The sequence below is a fragment of the Streptomyces malaysiensis subsp. malaysiensis genome, from assembly GCF_040653035.1.
GTDB lineage: Bacteria > Actinomycetota > Actinomycetes > Streptomycetales > Streptomycetaceae > Streptomyces > Streptomyces malaysiensis.
This window is the reverse complement of the sequence record NZ_JBEZNG010000009.1, coordinates 252,607-267,943: the sequence shown is the minus strand read 5'-3', so window position 1 is coordinate 267,943 and position 15,337 is coordinate 252,607. Positions and strand designations below refer to the sequence as shown.

At 71.9% G+C, this 15,337-nt stretch carries 10 protein-coding genes; 2 read left to right on the top strand and 8 right to left on the bottom strand.

What is annotated here, in order from left to right:
* Window positions 1–21: 21 nt before the first annotated feature.
* From AB0E24_RS20920 to AB0E24_RS20910, 3 genes are all read right to left on the bottom strand, one after another.
* Complete coding sequence (locus AB0E24_RS20920) at window positions 22–1,488, bottom strand: aldehyde dehydrogenase family protein (RefSeq protein WP_147968163.1); 1,467 nt, start codon at window positions 1,486–1,488, stop codon at window positions 22–24.
* Window positions 1,485–2,906 (bottom strand): acyl-CoA dehydrogenase family protein, encoded by a 1,422-nt coding sequence (locus AB0E24_RS20915; protein ID WP_359378816.1) that lies wholly within the window; start codon window positions 2,904–2,906, stop codon window positions 1,485–1,487. Before AB0E24_RS20915 ends, AB0E24_RS20920 begins: the two co-directional genes overlap by 4 nt.
* Before the next feature lie 64 nt (window positions 2,907–2,970).
* Window positions 2,971–3,882 (bottom strand): SDR family oxidoreductase, encoded by a 912-nt coding sequence (locus tag AB0E24_RS20910; protein ID WP_069865086.1) that lies wholly within the window; start codon window positions 3,880–3,882, stop codon window positions 2,971–2,973.
* A gap of 110 nt (window positions 3,883–3,992) precedes the next feature.
* On the opposite strand from AB0E24_RS20910, the gene AB0E24_RS20905 reads away from it, so the two are divergent.
* Window positions 3,993–4,919: a cyclase family protein gene (locus AB0E24_RS20905; RefSeq protein ID WP_174883567.1), complete on the top strand. Its 927-nt coding sequence runs from the start codon at window positions 3,993–3,995 to the stop codon at window positions 4,917–4,919.
* A gap of 289 nt (window positions 4,920–5,208) precedes the next feature.
* Here the strand turns inward: AB0E24_RS20905 and AB0E24_RS20900 are convergent, their stop codons facing one another.
* The 3 genes from AB0E24_RS20900 to AB0E24_RS20890 form a co-directional block, all read right to left on the bottom strand.
* Complete coding sequence (locus AB0E24_RS20900) at window positions 5,209–5,766, bottom strand: ATP-binding protein (RefSeq protein ID WP_347237317.1); 558 nt, start codon at window positions 5,764–5,766, stop codon at window positions 5,209–5,211.
* A gap of 471 nt (window positions 5,767–6,237) precedes the next feature.
* Entirely contained in the window at window positions 6,238–7,311 is a 1,074-nt protein-coding gene (locus tag AB0E24_RS20895; RefSeq protein ID WP_359378810.1) for an acyl-CoA dehydrogenase family protein, read from the bottom strand.
* A gap of 8 nt (window positions 7,312–7,319) precedes the next feature.
* Window positions 7,320–8,483, bottom strand: a complete 1,164-nt coding sequence (locus AB0E24_RS20890) for an acyl-CoA dehydrogenase family protein (protein ID WP_079258606.1) — start codon at window positions 8,481–8,483, stop codon at window positions 7,320–7,322.
* A 268-nt stretch (window positions 8,484–8,751) separates the two neighbouring features.
* Between AB0E24_RS20890 and AB0E24_RS20885 the strand changes: the two genes are divergently transcribed.
* Window positions 8,752–10,290 carry an AMP-binding protein gene (locus tag AB0E24_RS20885; protein ID WP_359378808.1) on the top strand — a complete coding sequence of 513 codons (1,539 nt, stop codon included), beginning with the start codon at window positions 8,752–8,754 and terminating at the stop codon, window positions 10,288–10,290.
* Between the two features lie 57 nt (window positions 10,291–10,347).
* Here AB0E24_RS20885 and AB0E24_RS20880 read toward each other — a convergent pair whose 3' ends face one another.
* Complete coding sequence (locus AB0E24_RS20880) at window positions 10,348–13,152, bottom strand: serine/threonine kinase C-terminal domain-containing protein (protein WP_359378805.1); 2,805 nt, start codon at window positions 13,150–13,152, stop codon at window positions 10,348–10,350.
* Window positions 13,153–13,309: 157 nt separating this feature from the next.
* A complete protein-coding gene (locus AB0E24_RS20875; RefSeq protein ID WP_359378803.1) occupies window positions 13,310–15,334 on the bottom strand; it encodes a serine/threonine-protein kinase in 2,025 nt (674 codons plus the stop codon).
* Window positions 15,335–15,337: the final 3 nt, after the last annotated feature.

Genomic DNA, 15,337 nt, shown 5'->3' with positions numbered 1-15,337 from the left:
CCTCATCACCCTTCCGGTGCCTCAGGCGACCCAGACCAGGGACTGGAGTTCGCTGTACGCGTGCAGGCCGAACGAGCCACCGTCGCGGCCGACTCCGCTTTCCTTGAAGCCGCCGAACGGGGTCTCGGGGTGGCGCTGGGCGGTGTTGATGCCCACGTTTCCGCTGCGCAGACGGGCGGCGAGGGTCCAGGCGCGGCCCGCGTCGGCGCCGAAGACATAGTCGTAGAGCCCGTAGGGGGTGGCGTCGGCGATCCGCACCGCCTCGTCCTCGTCGTCGAAGGGCAGAGCCACGACGACCGGGCCGAACAGCTCCTCCCTCGCGACGGTCATCGCGGGGTCGGCATCGGCGATGAGGGTGGGGGCGACGTAGAACCCGGGCTTGTGCGCGGGGCGTTCGCCGCCGACGACGATCCGGGCGCCCTGCTCACGGGCGCCGGAGACATACGCCTCGACGCGATCGCGCTGCGCGGCGGAGATCAACGGACCGACGACCGTGGAGTTATCCACAGGGTCCCCGATCTTCAGTGACTCTGCGTAATGTGTGAGTGCGGCGATGACCTTCTCGTACAGCGATCGATGTACGAGGACGCGAGTCGGAGCCGTGCAGATCTGTCCGCTGTGAAAGGAGAAGGTCGAACCGACCGCCCCGACCGCCGACGCGATCACTCGCTCGTCGGCGTCCCCCAGGACGATGGCCGCGCCCTTGCCCCCCAGCTCCATCAGGGTGCGCTTCATCGACCTCCCCGCGGATTCGGCGATCTTCTTACCCACGGCGGTGGATCCGGTGAAGCTGACCATGTCGACACCGGGGTGCGCGACCAGCGCCTCGCCGGCGGCCGCGCGCGAGCCGGTGACGACATTGAAGGCACCGTCCGGGAGCCCGGCCTCCTTGAGCAGGGGGCCGAGTTCGAGACAGCACAGCGGGTCCTGCGGCGCCGGTTTGGCCACGACCGTATTGCCCATGGCCAGGGCCGGGGCGACCTTGCCCGCGAGATTCGTGAGAGGGAAGTTGTAGGAGGTGATGCAGCAGACGACACCCATGGGACGGCGCACCGCCGCCGCTCCGATCAGCCCGCCGGGCGCCAGCGGGGTGGCGGCCACGGGCAGCGGGGCGAGCGGCACGGTGTCCGGTTCGAGGGCGCCGCGCGCATAGCGGCGGAAGCGGTCGATCGCCGGGGGCACCTGGAGGGACGAGGTGACGCGTAGCGTCGCCCCGGTCTCCGCCTGGACGAGGGGCACCAGGTCCGGGGCGTGCTCGGCGAGCAGATCGGCGGCCCTGTCGAGTACGGCGGCGCGCTCCCGGGGGGCGGTGCGCGACCAGCCGTCGTACGCGGCACGGGCGGCCCGGACTGCGGCGTCCACATCGGCCTGGTCGGCCTCGGGGGCGTGGCCGACGGTGTCCTCGGTGGCGGGGTTGATGACGGGGTAGTGCCCGTTCCCGGGAGCCCGCCACGAGCCGCCGATCCAGTGCGCATAGGTCTTCGTCATCGGCGTGATTCCTTGGGGAGGTGAAGTACGCGCTCGGCGATGATGGTGCGCTGGATCTCGTCCGAGCCGCCGTAGATGGTGTCGGCGCGGGAGAAGAGGAAGAGACGCTGGAAGGCGTCGAGTTCGTACGGCCGGCCGGCGGTCCAGCGCGCCGGGCCGAGTGCGGCGGCGGCGCCTCTCACCTGCACGGCCAGCTCGCCGAGCCGCTGGTGCCAGCCGCCCCACAGCAGCTTGGCGACGCTGGGCGCGCCGGGGTCCTGCGGGCCGGGATCGCGTGAGCCGGGGGCCTGGGGGTCCTCGCTCCCCGGGGGCGGGTCATGGGGGACGGCCTTCCGTGAAGCGGGGCTCCGGGCGGGGTTCTGAGCGGAATCCCGGGACGGGTTCTGTGCCGGGTTCCGTACGGAATTCTGTGCGGGATTCCGTGCGGGATTCCGTGCGGGATTCCGTGCGGGATTCCGTGCGGGACTCTGTACGGCGCCCAGGGTGCGCAGGGCGTTCCAGCGCATGGTCCTGAGCTCGGCCCACTGCCGTATGAGCCGGTCACGCAGGACGGGCTCCTCTGCGGCGCCGGTCTCCAGCGCCAGCCGCACCACCCGGCTCAGCTCCTGGGCGAAGCCGATCTGCTGGACCAGAGTGGAGACCCCGCGCTCCACCGCGAGCAGGCTCATGGCCACGCGCCAGCCGTGGCCCGCGCCGCCGATGAGGTGTTCAGCGCGGGCCACGGCCCCGTCGAAGAACACCTCGTTGAACTCCGCGGTCCCGGTCAACTGCCGGATCGGCCGCACCTCGATCCGTCCCGGCTGGTCCATCGGCACCAGCAGAAAGGAGAGTCCATGATGACGCTGTGAGCCCTCCTCGGTGCGCGCCAGCACAAAGCACCAGTCGGCCTCATGGGCGAGGGAGGTCCAGATCTTCTGCCCGGTGATGCGATAGGTGCCCTCGCCCGGGTCGCGGACGGCGCGGGTCCGCAGCCCGGCGAGGTCCGAACCGGCGTCGGGTTCGCTATAGCCCTGGCACCACACCTCCTCGCCACGGGCGATGGGCGGCAGAAAGCGGGCGCGCTGTGCGGAGTCGCCATGGGCGAGCAGAGTGGGCCCGAGGAGGTTCTCGCCGATATGGCCCAGTCGGCCGGGTCCCCCGGCGTGGGCGTACTCCTCGGCCCAGACCACCTGTTGGGTCAGCGTCGCGGCGCGGTTGCCGTACGCCCCGTCCGTACGGTCCCAGCCCAGGCCGATCCAGCCGCCGGTGCCGAGTTCGCGCTCCCAGGCGCGCCGGGCGGCCATGTCACCGTGCCCCTCCCCGGGATGGCCGCCGGGCTCCTGCTTGAGGGCGGCGAACGGTCCGGTGAAGTGCTCGGTCAGCCAGTCGCGCGCCTCGGTACGGAACCGCTCGTCCTCCGGTCCGAAAGCGAAGTCCACAGCCTCTCCCCTCGTCGGCCCTGGTCGGTGTGGTCGTTCCCGGTAAGCCCTGCCGTTGCCGGGGTCAGGCGTTGGGGCGTCGGCCGGTGGCGGCCGCCTGGGCCATTGCCTCCAGCTGGGCCAGCATCGGCATGGGGTCGGTGCCGACCGTGCCCGGGAGGAAGTCGGCGATCCTCTCCGGGGTCCAGGCGCCCTCGGCATATCCGGCGCGCAGCTCACGGGGCTGGGCCCAGACCGCGATCTTGGGGCCCGCGATCGTATAGACCTGGCCGGTGATCCGCTCCGCGCGGGCGCGTTCGCTCAGCAGATAGACGACCAGGGCCGCCACATCCTCCGGTTCGCCGATCTCCTTGAGCTCCATCGGCACATTGGCGGACATCCGGGTGCGGGCGACCGGTGCCACACAGTTCGCCGTGACCCCGTACTTGTGCAGTCCCAGCGCGGCGCTGCGCACCAGGGAGATGATCCCGCCCTTGGCGGAGGCGTAGTTGGCCTGGGACACGCTGCCCTGGTGGTTGCCGCTGGTGAAGCCGATGAGGGTGCCGGAGCGCTGGCGGCGCATCACGGCAGACGCCGCCCGGAAGACCGTGAACGTGCCCTTGAGATGGGTGGCGACGACCGGGTCCCACTCCTCCTCGGACATGTTGAAGAGCATGCGCTCGCGCAGGATCCCGGCCACGCAGACGACCCCGTCCAGCCGTCCGTACCGTTCGAGCGCGGTGTCCACGATCCGCTGGCCACCGGACATGGCCGAGACGTCGTCGGCGACCGCGACCGCGGCACCGCCCGCCGCCACGATCTCCTTGACCACGGCCTCGGCGACCTCGCTGCTCGGTTCGCCGCCCTCGATCGAGACCCCGTAGTCGTTGACGACGACCTGTGCCCCTTCGGCCGCGCAGGCGAGGGCCACCGCTCGTCCGATACCGCGTCCGGCCCCGGTGACGGCGACCACCTTGCCGTCCAAGAAGTTGCCCACGTCGTGTCCCCTCCCGGAGTTTCTGACGGTCCGTTAGATTTTTGAGCAGACGCGGCCCGAGTACAAGCCCTTGCACACAAACGTCGACCGGTCACGACGAAGGAGATGCCATGCCGCTGCCAGCCGAGTTCCACGAGATCGCCAAACGTGTCAACAACTGGGGCCGCTGGGGGACGGCGGACGAGATCGGCACGCTCAACCTGATCACCGAGGCCGTGGTCCGGGAGGCCGCCGCGACGGTACGGACCGGCCGACGCGTCCCGCTCGCGGTGCCGCTGCGGCAGGACGGCGTCCAGACCGGAATGATCCCCGGGCGGATCAACCCGCTGCATACGATGGTCGCGGTCAACTTCGAGATGTTCGGCCCGGACACCGTGGCGACCAGCGACGACGCCGTGACGATGGGACTCCAGGCCGGTACCCACTGGGACGGGCTGGCCCATGTCTCGCACTCCGGCCGGATCTACAACGGCCGCCCCGCCGACTCCATCACCAGCCATGAGCGCGCCGCCTTCAGCGGTATCGAGAAGGCAGGGCCCCTTGTCTCGCGCGGGGTGCTCCTCGATGTGGCGCGGGCCCGGGGCACCGAGCGGCTGCCCGAGGGGCACGCGGTCACCCCCGAAGACCTCGATGCCGCCGAGGAACTGGCCGGTACGACGGTGCGCCCCGGCGATATCGCGCTTGTTCGCACCGGGCAGATCCAGCGGTATCTGGCGGGCGAGAAGGAGGCGTACGCCTTCCCCTCACCGGGGTTGTCCCTGCGCACACCGGAGTGGTTCCACGCCCGCGATGTGGCGGCGGTCGCCAATGACACCTTGACCTTCGAGGTTTTCCCTCCGGAGATCGAGGACCTCTGGATGCCGGTCCATGCCCTCGATCTGGTCGAAATGGGGATGCTCCAGGGCCAGAACTGGAATCTGGAGGAGCTCTCCGGCGTCTGCGCCGAGGAGGGGCGTTACGCCTTTCTGCTGTCGGCCCCGCCAGAGCCGTTCGTCGGCGGGACGGGCGCACCGGTCGCACCCGTGGCGATCCTCTGAGACTTGGCTCCGATGCCTTGGCTCCCCTGAGGCGCGCATCGCGCGGCATATGTCACCACGGAGGGGACGGCGGGTCGATCTCTCTCGGGCGGCGGTGCGCTCATGCGCGCCCCGAGCACGGCACCGCGCACCGCCGCCCGGCTCCCGACGCTGAGCCCCGTTCAGCAGCGGGGGCGCGACCCGCACTCGCCAAGGAACGTCCCCATGAACACAGGGTCCACAGAGACACCACAGCCCTCGGCGTCCCCTCGCGACGAATCGCTGATCCTAGAGTGATCAACCGAACACGTCACGTCAACACCTGGTCTGGACTTTGCCTGTTTCGCCCCATGTGTGACGGCGCATGTGAGGCCGTTCGCCTCCTGGAAAGCGACTCCTCGCCCTTCGCGCGGTCGATTTCACACCAGATCCGCTTTCCGGAGCCCTCCGGCTGCCAGCCCCAGCGATCGGCGAGACCGTCGACCAGCTCCAGACCGCGCCCATGAGTGTCCGCCTCATCGGCGCAGCGCTGGCGCGGCGCACGGTCACTGGCGTCGGCGACCTCGACCCGGACCGTTCCCAACCCCGCACCCCGGCTCACGAACGGCCCGGAGGCCCCGCCCCCGGCACCGCCACCGCTCCCGCCGCCCATCGACTGGGCGGGGAAGAGCATCCGCAGCACGGCGGGGCAGCCGGTGTGCACCACGGCGTTGGTGACGAGTTCGGAGATGAGCAGGATCAATGTCTCAGCGAGTGGCTCGTCGGCTCCGATCCCGGATCCGACAAGCCGTGAACGGGCCCATCGACGGGCCCGACTCACCTCCGCCGGGTCGGGCCTGACCTCCATCTGCACCTGAAGCACCTGCACCGCTCACACCATCCGAACTGGCAGACACATCGCCTTGAACCTCCAAGAGGTCACAGACCGCGACTTTCCCCCGACTACCGCCGGGAGATATCCCCTTGCGTAAAAGCATGGTTGACGTACAGTCACCCCAACAAGCGCTTCGGGCATATTCCAGCGCCAAGGAGTATGCGTGCGGCATACTGTGCGACACACGTCCTGAGGACTCGAACACCGAGGCTGGGGCGTCGCACACCCCGGGCGAGCGGGGCATGTCGGCGTGCCCGGAATCGCCCCATGGGCAACGCCGGGCTTAACGCACCCCTTAAGCGCTCGCACCCCACGGAGAGTACCCGAGCCCGGGCCCGACTCCACCCTGTGACGAGTCACGCCTAGGAAACAACCTGGTATCAACGCACGGTCACCTCAGTAGCCCTGGGGATCTCCCCAGAGAATGCGACATCCCAACAATTCTGGCGTATCCACAGAGCTCGGCTACAAACATGTTTCAACGGTCGACACGAGCCCGGCCGCCAGTTCCTCCTCCGCCGCCGCCGCGGACTGCCACTGACCTGCCCGCACCCAGGCACGCTTGAGATGCAGATGGACATCCGCCTCCCAGGTGAAGCCCATTCCGCCGTGGACTTGTAGACAATCGCGGGCATTGTGGACAGCGGCCTCATCGGCGAGCAGCTTGGCGGCCGCGATATCACCCGGGTCTTCTGTGACCGCCGCGGCATACACCACACTTCTGGCTGATTCGGCGCGTACCAGCATCTGGGCGCACAGATGCTGTACGGCCTGGAACGCGCCGATCGGCCGACCGAACTGGGTTCGCCGCTTGGCATGGTCCACCGCGAGCTCGACCGTGCGGCAGGCACTGCCCAGCTGTTGCGCCGCGGTCAGCAGCGCCGCCTCGCGGCGCAGCCGGGCGGCGATCCCCGAATGCCCCGGCCCCGCCTGTTCGGGCCGGGTTCGGCTCGGCGCCCTGCGGTGCAGCGGGGTGGCCGGGTCGACGGACCGCATCGGCTCCGTCGAACGCGCCACCTCCTCCGCCGGAATCAGCTCGACCGCCGTCGGCCCCAGCGCCAGCACCGCGTCGGCGGAGGCCAGATGCTCGACCGGCACGCCGCCCCCGTCCAGCGCCGTCACCACCGCCTCGCCCTGGGCAACACCCGCCGCCAACGATCCCGCGCGCACCGACTCGAACGGCCCCATCGCGCAAAGCCCCGTCGTGCAAAGCCCGGCCGCCAGTTCCGTCGCGACCAGCGGGCCCGGCAGCAAGGCCCGGCCCGCCTCCTCGAAGGCCAACACCGCCTCCGGCAGCCCCAGCCCCACCCCGCCCGCCGACTCCGGGACGCGCAGCGCGAAAAGACCCGCCTCGCCCAGCTCCCGCCACAACCCCCGGTCCAGCCCTCCGCCACCGTTGCCGCGTTCCCCGCTCCCGTCGTCCCGCTCCGCGTCGCCGTCGATCACCGTCCGCAGCCGGGTTCGTGGGAAGCGCCGTTCCAGGAGTTCGCGCATGCCGGCTCGAAGTGCCCGCTGGTCGTCCGTGAGCTGGAAGTCCATGGCCCCGCTCACCGTCCCTTCGGCAGGCCGAGGATCCGCTCGGCCACGATGTTCCGCTGGATCTGCGAGGTCCCCGCCGCGATGGTGTACGAGAGCGAGGAGAGCCGGTCCGCGACCCACTCCTGACCGGCGTCCAGCGCGTCCGGACCCAGCACCTCGGCGGCCGCGTCGTACAGCTCCTGCCGCACCTGTGAGTAGCGGAGTTTGAAGACCGAGCCGCCGACGCCCGGCACCCCGCCGGTGCGCTGCGCCTCGCTCACATTCCACTGGGTGAGCCGCCACAGCGCCGCGCACTCCGCCGCGAGCCGCCCCAAGCGGCGCCGCAGCACCGCGTCGTCCCAGCGTCCATTGGCCTTCGCCCTCCGGGCCAGCGCCTCCAGCACCCGCCTGCACGCGACCACCTCGCCCACGAAGGCCGTACCGCGCTCGAAGGAGAGGGTCACCATGGTCACGCGCCAGCCGTCGTTCTCCTCCCCGACCCGGTGGGTGACCGGCACCCGCACCTCATCCAGGAACACCTCGGCGAACTCCGCCGTCCCGGCGAGGGTCCGCAGCGGCCGCACGGTCACCCCGGGCGCGTCCATGGGCATCGCGAGCCAGGTGATGCCCCGGTGCTTCGGCGTGTCGGCGTTTACCGGCGCGGTGCGCACCAATAGTTCGCACCAGTCGGCGATCTCGGCGTGCGAGGTCCAGATCTTGCTTCCGCTGATGACATAGGTATCGCCGTCCCGTACCGCACGGGTGCGCAGCGATGCCAGGTCGGAGCCGGCGTCCGGTTCGGAGAACCCCTGGCACCAGACCTCGTCGCCGCGCAGGATCGGCGGCAGCCAGCGCGCCCGCTGTTCGGGGGTGCCCTCGGCGGCGATGGTGGGGCCCGCGTGCAGCAGTCCGACAAAGCCCGCGCCCACATAGGGCGCCCCGGCCCGTTCGGTCTCCTCCAGGAAGATCAGGTGCTGGGTGGGGGTCGCGCCCCGGCCGCCCGCGTCCTCGGGCCAGTGCAGCCCGGCGTAACCCGCGTCGTGGAGCATGCGCTGCCAGCCACAGTCATAGGCGCGGCGGCCGGGCCAGTCGGCCGGGTGCGGGCGGTCCGGGAGCTTGGGCAGGGCGTCGGCGAGCCAGGCGCGCAGCCGGTGCCGGAAGTCCTCCTCGTCCTCCGTGAAGGCGAGATCCATCGTCGGCCGACCTCCCTTTCTGATGGTCCGTCAGACAAGGTGGGCATCCGCAGGCTAAACCGCACCCCCTGGACCGACAAGGCGCGCGCCCTTACGCTTCCAGCACTATCTGATGGATCGTCAGCTATTGGTCCGAGACCGGGCGCACGGCGCGCATGCGCGGTGCGGCCGTGCCGCGCGGTGCGGGCGCGCGGTGCGGGCGCGGCTCCCGGTCCACGATCAGGCGATCGCCTCGAGCGACTCCGGAAGAGTTCCACGGGAGGCCGGGATGACCGATATCGCGTATGAGCTCGGCAGATCGGCGACGCTGTGGGAACTGCTCGAACGGCGCGCCGCGCTCACCCCCGACGCCCCCGCCCTGCTCCAGGCCGGCGCCTCCGCCCGCCAGGACCGGCGGCTGACCTTCGGCGCCCTGCGCACCCGCGCCGAGCGGACCGCCGCCGGGCTGTACCGGCTGGGGATACGCCCCGGCAGCCGGGTCGCCTGGCAGTTGCCCACCCGGATCGAGACGGTCGTGCTGACCATGGCGCTCGCCCGCCTCGGCGCCGTGCAGACCCCGCTGATCCCGTACTACCGCGACCGCGAGGTGCGGTTCGCGCTCCGCGAGTCCGGGGCGCGGTTCCTCGCCGTGCCCGGCCGGTGGCGCGGTTTCGACCACACTGCGATGGCGCGCCGCCTGGCCGCCGAACTGCCCGTGCCGCCACTGGTCTTCGAGGCGTACGACACCCTGCCGGTGGCCGACCCCAAGGCCCTGCGGCTGCCGCCGCCGCCCACCGACGGCCGGGCCGTCCGGTGGATCTACTGGACCTCGGGCACCACCTCCGACCCCAAGGGCGTGCTGCACACCGACCGCAGCCTCATCGCCGCCGGGTCCTGCCTCGCCCACGCGCTGCGGCTCGGCCCGGACGACGTCGGGTCCATGGCCTTTCCGTACGCCCATGTCGGCGGGCCGGACTACACCGTGATGCTGCTGCTGTACGGCTTCCCCGCCGTGCTGCTCGAGCACTTCTCCCTGCCGGAGTCGCTGCCCGCCTATCGGCGGCACGGGGTGACGGTCGCGGGCGGCAGCACCGCCTTCTACTCGATGTTCCTGGCCGAACAGCGCAAGGACCCCGGGCACAGGCTCATCCCCACCCTGCGGCTGCTCGCGGGCGGCGGCGCGCCCAAGCCGCCCGAGCTCTATCACGAGGTCGTACGGGAGCTGGGCTGCACGCTCACCCACGGCTACGGGATGACCGAAGTCCCCATGATCACCATGGGTGCCCCGGACGACACCGACGAGAACCTCGCCACCACCGAGGGGCGCCCGCCCCCGGAGATGGAGGTCCGGGTGGTGGACGGCCAGGTGCGGCTGCGCGGCGAGGCGGTCTGCTCCGGATATCTGGACGAGGCGGAGACGAGGAAGTCGTTCGACGCGGACGGCTTCTTCCTCACCGGCGATCTCGGCCATGTCACGGAGAGCGGTCACCTGGTCCTGACCGGCCGCGTCAAGGACATCATCATCCGCAAGGGCGAGAACATCTCGGCCAAGGAGATCGAGCAGCTGCTGTACCAGCACCCGGATGTGGGCGATGTGGCGGTGGTCGGCCTGCCCGACCGGGACCGGGGCGAGCTGGTCTGCGCCGTCGTGGAACAGCCGCCGGGGGCCGGGGCGCTGACGCTCGGCCAGGTCGTGTCGTTTCTGCGCGAGGCGGGGCTGTCGGTGTACAAACTGCCGGAGCGGCTCGAGGTGGTGGACGCCCTGCCCCGCAACGAGACCCTGCGGAAGGTGCTGAAGTACCAACTGCGGGAGCGGTTCGCGGAATGAGGCGCCGGGGCCCGCCCGGTCCCGAGCCCGCCCCGACGGAACGGCCCCCAGGCCGCCCTAGCCGTTGGTCGTGCTGTATGTGGCCGTGGCCTGCTCGAAGTAGCGGTTGACCGCGCTGCGCTCATCGGACGGGCCGATGACCAGGACCACGTGGTAGCGGCCGTCGATCAGCATCGCGAGATTGCGCGCGTACACGTTCCGCCCGCTGCTGTCGCGCCAGTTGAAGGCGCCCTCCGCCATCGCCGTCCGGCCCACGTCGATCCGCCGCAGCCCCGAGGACGAGGCCCAGGAGGAGGAGCGGAAGGCGGACAGTTCGGCCTCGCGGTCCTGCTGGTACACCATCGGGTCACCGCCGAACTCGGACATCTTGTCCCGCCCGGCCACGACCACCAGCTCGAAGTCGCCGCCGATGTAGCGGATCTGGCCGCGGCCGTTCTCGCCCCGGCGGGTCCAGTCCTCGTGGACGGCGACCTTGAAGCCCTTGGGGTCCTTGCGGACCGCGAAGCCCTTCTCCAGCCCGGCCGGGTCGGTGGACTGCGGCTCCTGGTCGCCGGGGTCGCCGGGGTCGGCGGGCTTTCCGGCCTCGCCCCTGTGGTCGCCACCGGCCGCGGGGGCGCTCGGCGTACCGGCCGAACCCGTACGGCCCTGGCCGCCGTCGTCCTTGGCGCGCGGCATGAACATCGTCGCGTAGAGCACCGCGGCCGCGAGCGCCAGGAGGATCAGCAGCAACAGCATCCGCCCCAGCCTGCGCGGTTTGCGCTGGGTGGGCGCGGACGCGGGTGCGGGTGCGGGCGCCTGCCGGGGCTGCCGGTTGTCTCTCTTCTCCCGTTTGTCCCGTCGGTGCCGCGCATGCCCGGGCGGCGCTTCCGCCTGGGCGGCGGCCGGTCTGCGGCCCTTGCCCCTGCGCACCAGCCAGCCCCGCCTGCGGACGATCGGCAGCCGCCGGGGGTCGGAGGCGCCGCCCGAGCCGAGCGAGGGCACCGTGACGGTGCTACTGCCGACGTCCGGCTCGGGCGCCGAGCGGATCAGGGACCGCAGCCAGCCGCGCAGCTCCTCGAAGTCCGGGCGCTCGGTGGGGTCCTGCCGCATCAGCGACTCGACGACGGGGCGCAGCGGACCGCACTCCTCCGCGTACGCGGGCGCCTCCGCGCAGACCATCTGCACCAGTTCGGCGGCGTTCTCCTCCGGGTACGGGGCATGGCCCTGCACCGCGCGGAACAGCAGCGCGCCGAGCGCCCACAGATCGGCGGCGGGGCCGACCGGCGGCGCCAGCCGCCAGTTCGCATGGACCGGGCCCCCCTGCTCGGGCGCCCAGCGCTCGGTGACGGCGCCGACCACGACGATACGGGCCTGGCGGGCGCGTTCGGCGGCGAGCGCGGTGGCCGGGCCGCCACCGGTGGCTCCGCCGGAGTCCCAGGAGCCGCCGCCCTCGGAGGCGGCCGGCCCGGCGCTCTCCTCCGGCTGACCGGGCCATCGGGCGCCGCCGGACACCGGCTCCGGATCGGGCTCGGGTGCGGGCGTGGGGGCGGGCTCGGGAGCGTGCGGGGAGCGGGTGGCCGCGTCGACATTGGCCCGCGCGGCGGCCCGCGCGCCCGCCGCGTAGGCGGCGATGGCGCTGGCCCGCGCCGCCCGCGCGGCCGCGCTCGGCGCATCGGCGCCGCCGCCGCCCCGTTCGCCCTCCCGCCGTTCGCTCTCCCGCCGTTCGCCCTCCCGGCGCGGCCCGGGGAGCCCACCGGCGGCCCCCTGGTCCCGGTAGGGAGCCATGGGCCCGCCGGTCCCCGGACCGAACGTCATCTGATCCCGGTACACCGGACCGCCGGTGCCGGGCTCCGAACTCGTCTCCGCCGCCCCGTGGTCGCCGTAAGGCTCGCGTGGTTCGGGCAGACCCGTCGCCGCGCCCTGGCGGCCGTGCCCGTGCTCCCGGTCGTCGGGGTCGGGCCGGGACCCCGTCCCCGCCGGTTCATGGCCACCGTAAGGGCGGCCCGGCGGCGGAAAGCCTCCCGGGGCGCCCTGGTCGCGGTAGCGCGGGCCGCCGTGCGGACGCGCCTCGCCGTCCTCGGGCGTACGGGCCCCGGGGATGGAGGCGCGCCGCTCGTCTTCCGGCCCGGTCCGGCCCGGGGCCTGCGACGGGTGGTCGCCGGAACCCGCCGGGCCCTGCGGCAGGGAGGCCGGGGCATCGGCCGACCCGGGCTCCTCGACGGGCGGATCGGCGGGAGCGGCGGGAGCGGCGGGGGATGACGTGGGCGCCGGTACGGGGTCGTAGCCGCACAGCGCCTCCTCCGCCGCGCCCGCCGCGAGTCCCGTGAGCATCGCGCGGCCGTCGTCGCACAGCAGCACCGTACGGGCGGTGACGTTGCGGTGGACCCAGCCATGGGCGTGCAGGGCGCCGAGCGCCGTAAGGACGTCGTTGGCGACCTCGGCGGCGCGGTGCGGGGACAGCGTGCCCTCCGCGAGCAGCGCGGCCAGCGGGCGTCCGGCGACCAGTTCGCTGACGATCCACAGGCTTCCGGCCTCCGCGAAGACATGGAAGACCTGGCCGAGCCGGGGATGGTCGGGGATCTGCGCGGCGGATGTCGCCGCCTTGATGGCGCGCTGGACGGCCGGATCACCGCTGCCCCGGGCCGTACGCCCCGCGCCGGTGAACGTGCCGTTCCGCCCCGACGGCCCACCGGCCCCGCCCCACCGCGCGTCCTCGTCGACGACTTCGGCGTCGACGACCTCCGGCAGCGGTATCTGCCGCAGATGGACTTCCTGTCCGCTATAGGTGTCGAAGGCGTGGGTCTCGACGAGTTCGTACTCGTCGGCGGGCGGCAGGGGCAGGCGATAGCGGTCGGCCAGCACCCGGCCCGCGTACTCCTCCACGACGCCTCCCCAAGCGCGCGACCAACGCCGCCCTCATTCAGCGATCAGCGCAGCGCGAAACCGTCAAATGTGGTCGTTTTGGCGGGTTCCTGCGGCTGCGCACAGTCTAGGGCCTCTCACGATACGTGCCCGAACGACGCTTCGCCGACAAAGGTGTTCAGTCCGTAATCTTGAACGTATCGAAGGCGGTCTGGCGGAGAGTGGTGCACTCCTTGTCGTTCCACTTGCTCGCCTCGCAGGTGATCAGTATGGCGAAGCCATGGCTGCCGTCCGCCTTGAAACCACGGTTGATCGCCCGGACCCGCTTGCCGTCCTGGTTGCGCTCGAACTCCCAGTCCGCGACGGTCGGATAGCCGTTCCAGTCGATCGACTTGATACCGAGGCCCTTGTAGCCGGACATGGTGCGCCGGGCGTTCTCCTCGCCCTTGCGCCAGTCCGCCGCCGCGTCGGAACGCGGCGAGTTGGTGAAGTCGATCTGAATACGCGGAATGCTGGACCCGCCGTAGTACTTACGGCTTCCGGAATAGCTCCCGGAGTGGACCGACCAGCCCTCCGGCATGGCCATGCTGAACGGGAAGTCGGAGCTCTTCACGGTGCGGTAGCCGTCGGGCAGACCGCCCTTACCGCCGTCCTCCTTGCCCTTACCGCCACCGCCGTCGTCGCCGCTTCCGCCGCCGCCCTTGCCGGAGTTGTCGTCCGCCGCCTCGGAGGCGTCCTTGCCCGGCTGCTCGCCCGACTTCCCGCCGGAGTTCCCCGCCTTCGGCGACTCACCGGCCGACTGGCCCGACTTGTCGGTGCCCTGGTCGTCCTTGGTGTCGCCCGAGGCCCCGGCGGAGGTGGACTTGTCGCCTCCGGAGCCGCCCTTGGCGCTGCCGCCGCCGTCCCCGCCGTCGCTCAGGACGATGGCGAGCACGGTGCCCAGGATGGCGAGTGCCACGACCACCGCGATGATGATCAGCGTGCGCTTGGGGACGACATCGGTGATCGAGGCGCGCGGCGGCACGGCGGACCGCGGAGCGGGCGCGCCCTCCGGGCTCCCGGCGGCCGGCTCGGCCTTCGCCTCGGACCCGGAGCCCGCCGACCCGGCCTTGGCCGCACCGGACTTCGCCGCACCGGACTTCGTGCCGGACTTCGCGACGGACCCCTGCGAATCCGCCCCGCTCCCGGCCCCCGGCTTCTTCGCGGTCGCGGCGGCCGCCGCGTTGCGCACCGACTTCAGCGCGCCGCGCCTGCGCTCCGAGACCGCCGTCTCCTTGGCCTTGGCGGCGGCCTCGTCCTCCTCGGACGGGGCGGGCGGCAGGCTCATGGTGCGGGTCGCGTCGGCGGGAACCTTCGTCTCCTCGGGCCCGTTCACCACATGTTCCAGCAGCGTTCGCGCCCCCGCGTCGTCGAGCCGCCGGTCGGGGTTCTTGGCGAGCAGACCGTAGATGACCTCCTCCAGCGGGCCCGCGTTCTTCGGCGGCTCCACGGGCTCGGTCATCACGGCGGTCAGTGTCGCTATGGCCGTGCTCTTGTCGTACGGCGGCACGCCCTCCACCGCCGCGTACAGCAGCCCGCCCAGCGACCACAGGTCGGACGGCGGGCCCGGCTTCTGGCCGCGGGCCCGCTCCGGGGAGATGTAGGAGGGCGCGCCGACGAGCATGCCGGTGGAGGTCACCGACGGGTCGCCCTCGACCTGCGCGATGCCGAAGTCGGTGAGGACGACGCGGCCGTCGTCGGAGATCAGTACGTTGGAGGGCTTCACATCGCGGTGCAGGATGCCCGCCTGGTGGGCGGCGCGCAGCACATCGAGGACGGCGAGCCCGACCTCGGCGGCGCGCTTCGGGGTCAGCGGGCCGTCGTCGCGGACGACATCGGCGAGCGAACGCCCCTCGATGAGCTCCATGACGATCCACGGGCGGTCGTCCTCGTCGACCACGTCATAGACGGTGACGGCGCCGTTGCTGCGGATCCGGGCGATCGCCTTCGCCTCGCGCAGCGTGCGGGTGATGAGCCGTCTCTTCTCGTCCTCCTCCACGCTGGACGGGAAGCGCAGCTCCTTGACCGCGACCGTCCGGCCGAGGGTCTGGTCACTCGCACGCCATACCGTGCCCATGCCACCCTGACCGAGAATCTCCCCGAGCCGGTATCGCCCGGCGAGGAGGCGCCCAGTCGAACCCTGCGTCTTCTCAGCCTCCGACATGCG

Excerpts from the sequence above, each read along its gene's own strand:
- AB0E24_RS20905 (WP_174883567.1), top strand. The coding sequence starts at position 3,993 with ATGCCGCTGCCAGCCGAGTTCCACGAGATCGCCAAACGTGTCAACAAC.
- AB0E24_RS20890 (WP_079258606.1), bottom strand. The coding sequence starts at position 8,483 with ATGGATCTCGCCTTCACGGAGGACGAGGAGGACTTCCGGCACCGGCTG.
- AB0E24_RS20895 (WP_359378810.1), bottom strand. The coding sequence starts at position 7,311 with ATGGACTTCCAGCTCACGGACGACCAGCGGGCACTTCGAGCCGGCATG.
- AB0E24_RS20875 (WP_359378803.1), bottom strand. The coding sequence starts at position 15,334 with ATGTCGGAGGCTGAGAAGACGCAGGGTTCGACTGGGCGCCTCCTCGCC.
- AB0E24_RS20885 (WP_359378808.1), top strand. The coding sequence starts at position 8,752 with ATGACCGATATCGCGTATGAGCTCGGCAGATCGGCGACGCTGTGGGAA.
- AB0E24_RS20920 (WP_147968163.1), bottom strand. The coding sequence starts at position 1,488 with ATGACGAAGACCTATGCGCACTGGATCGGCGGCTCGTGGCGGGCTCCC.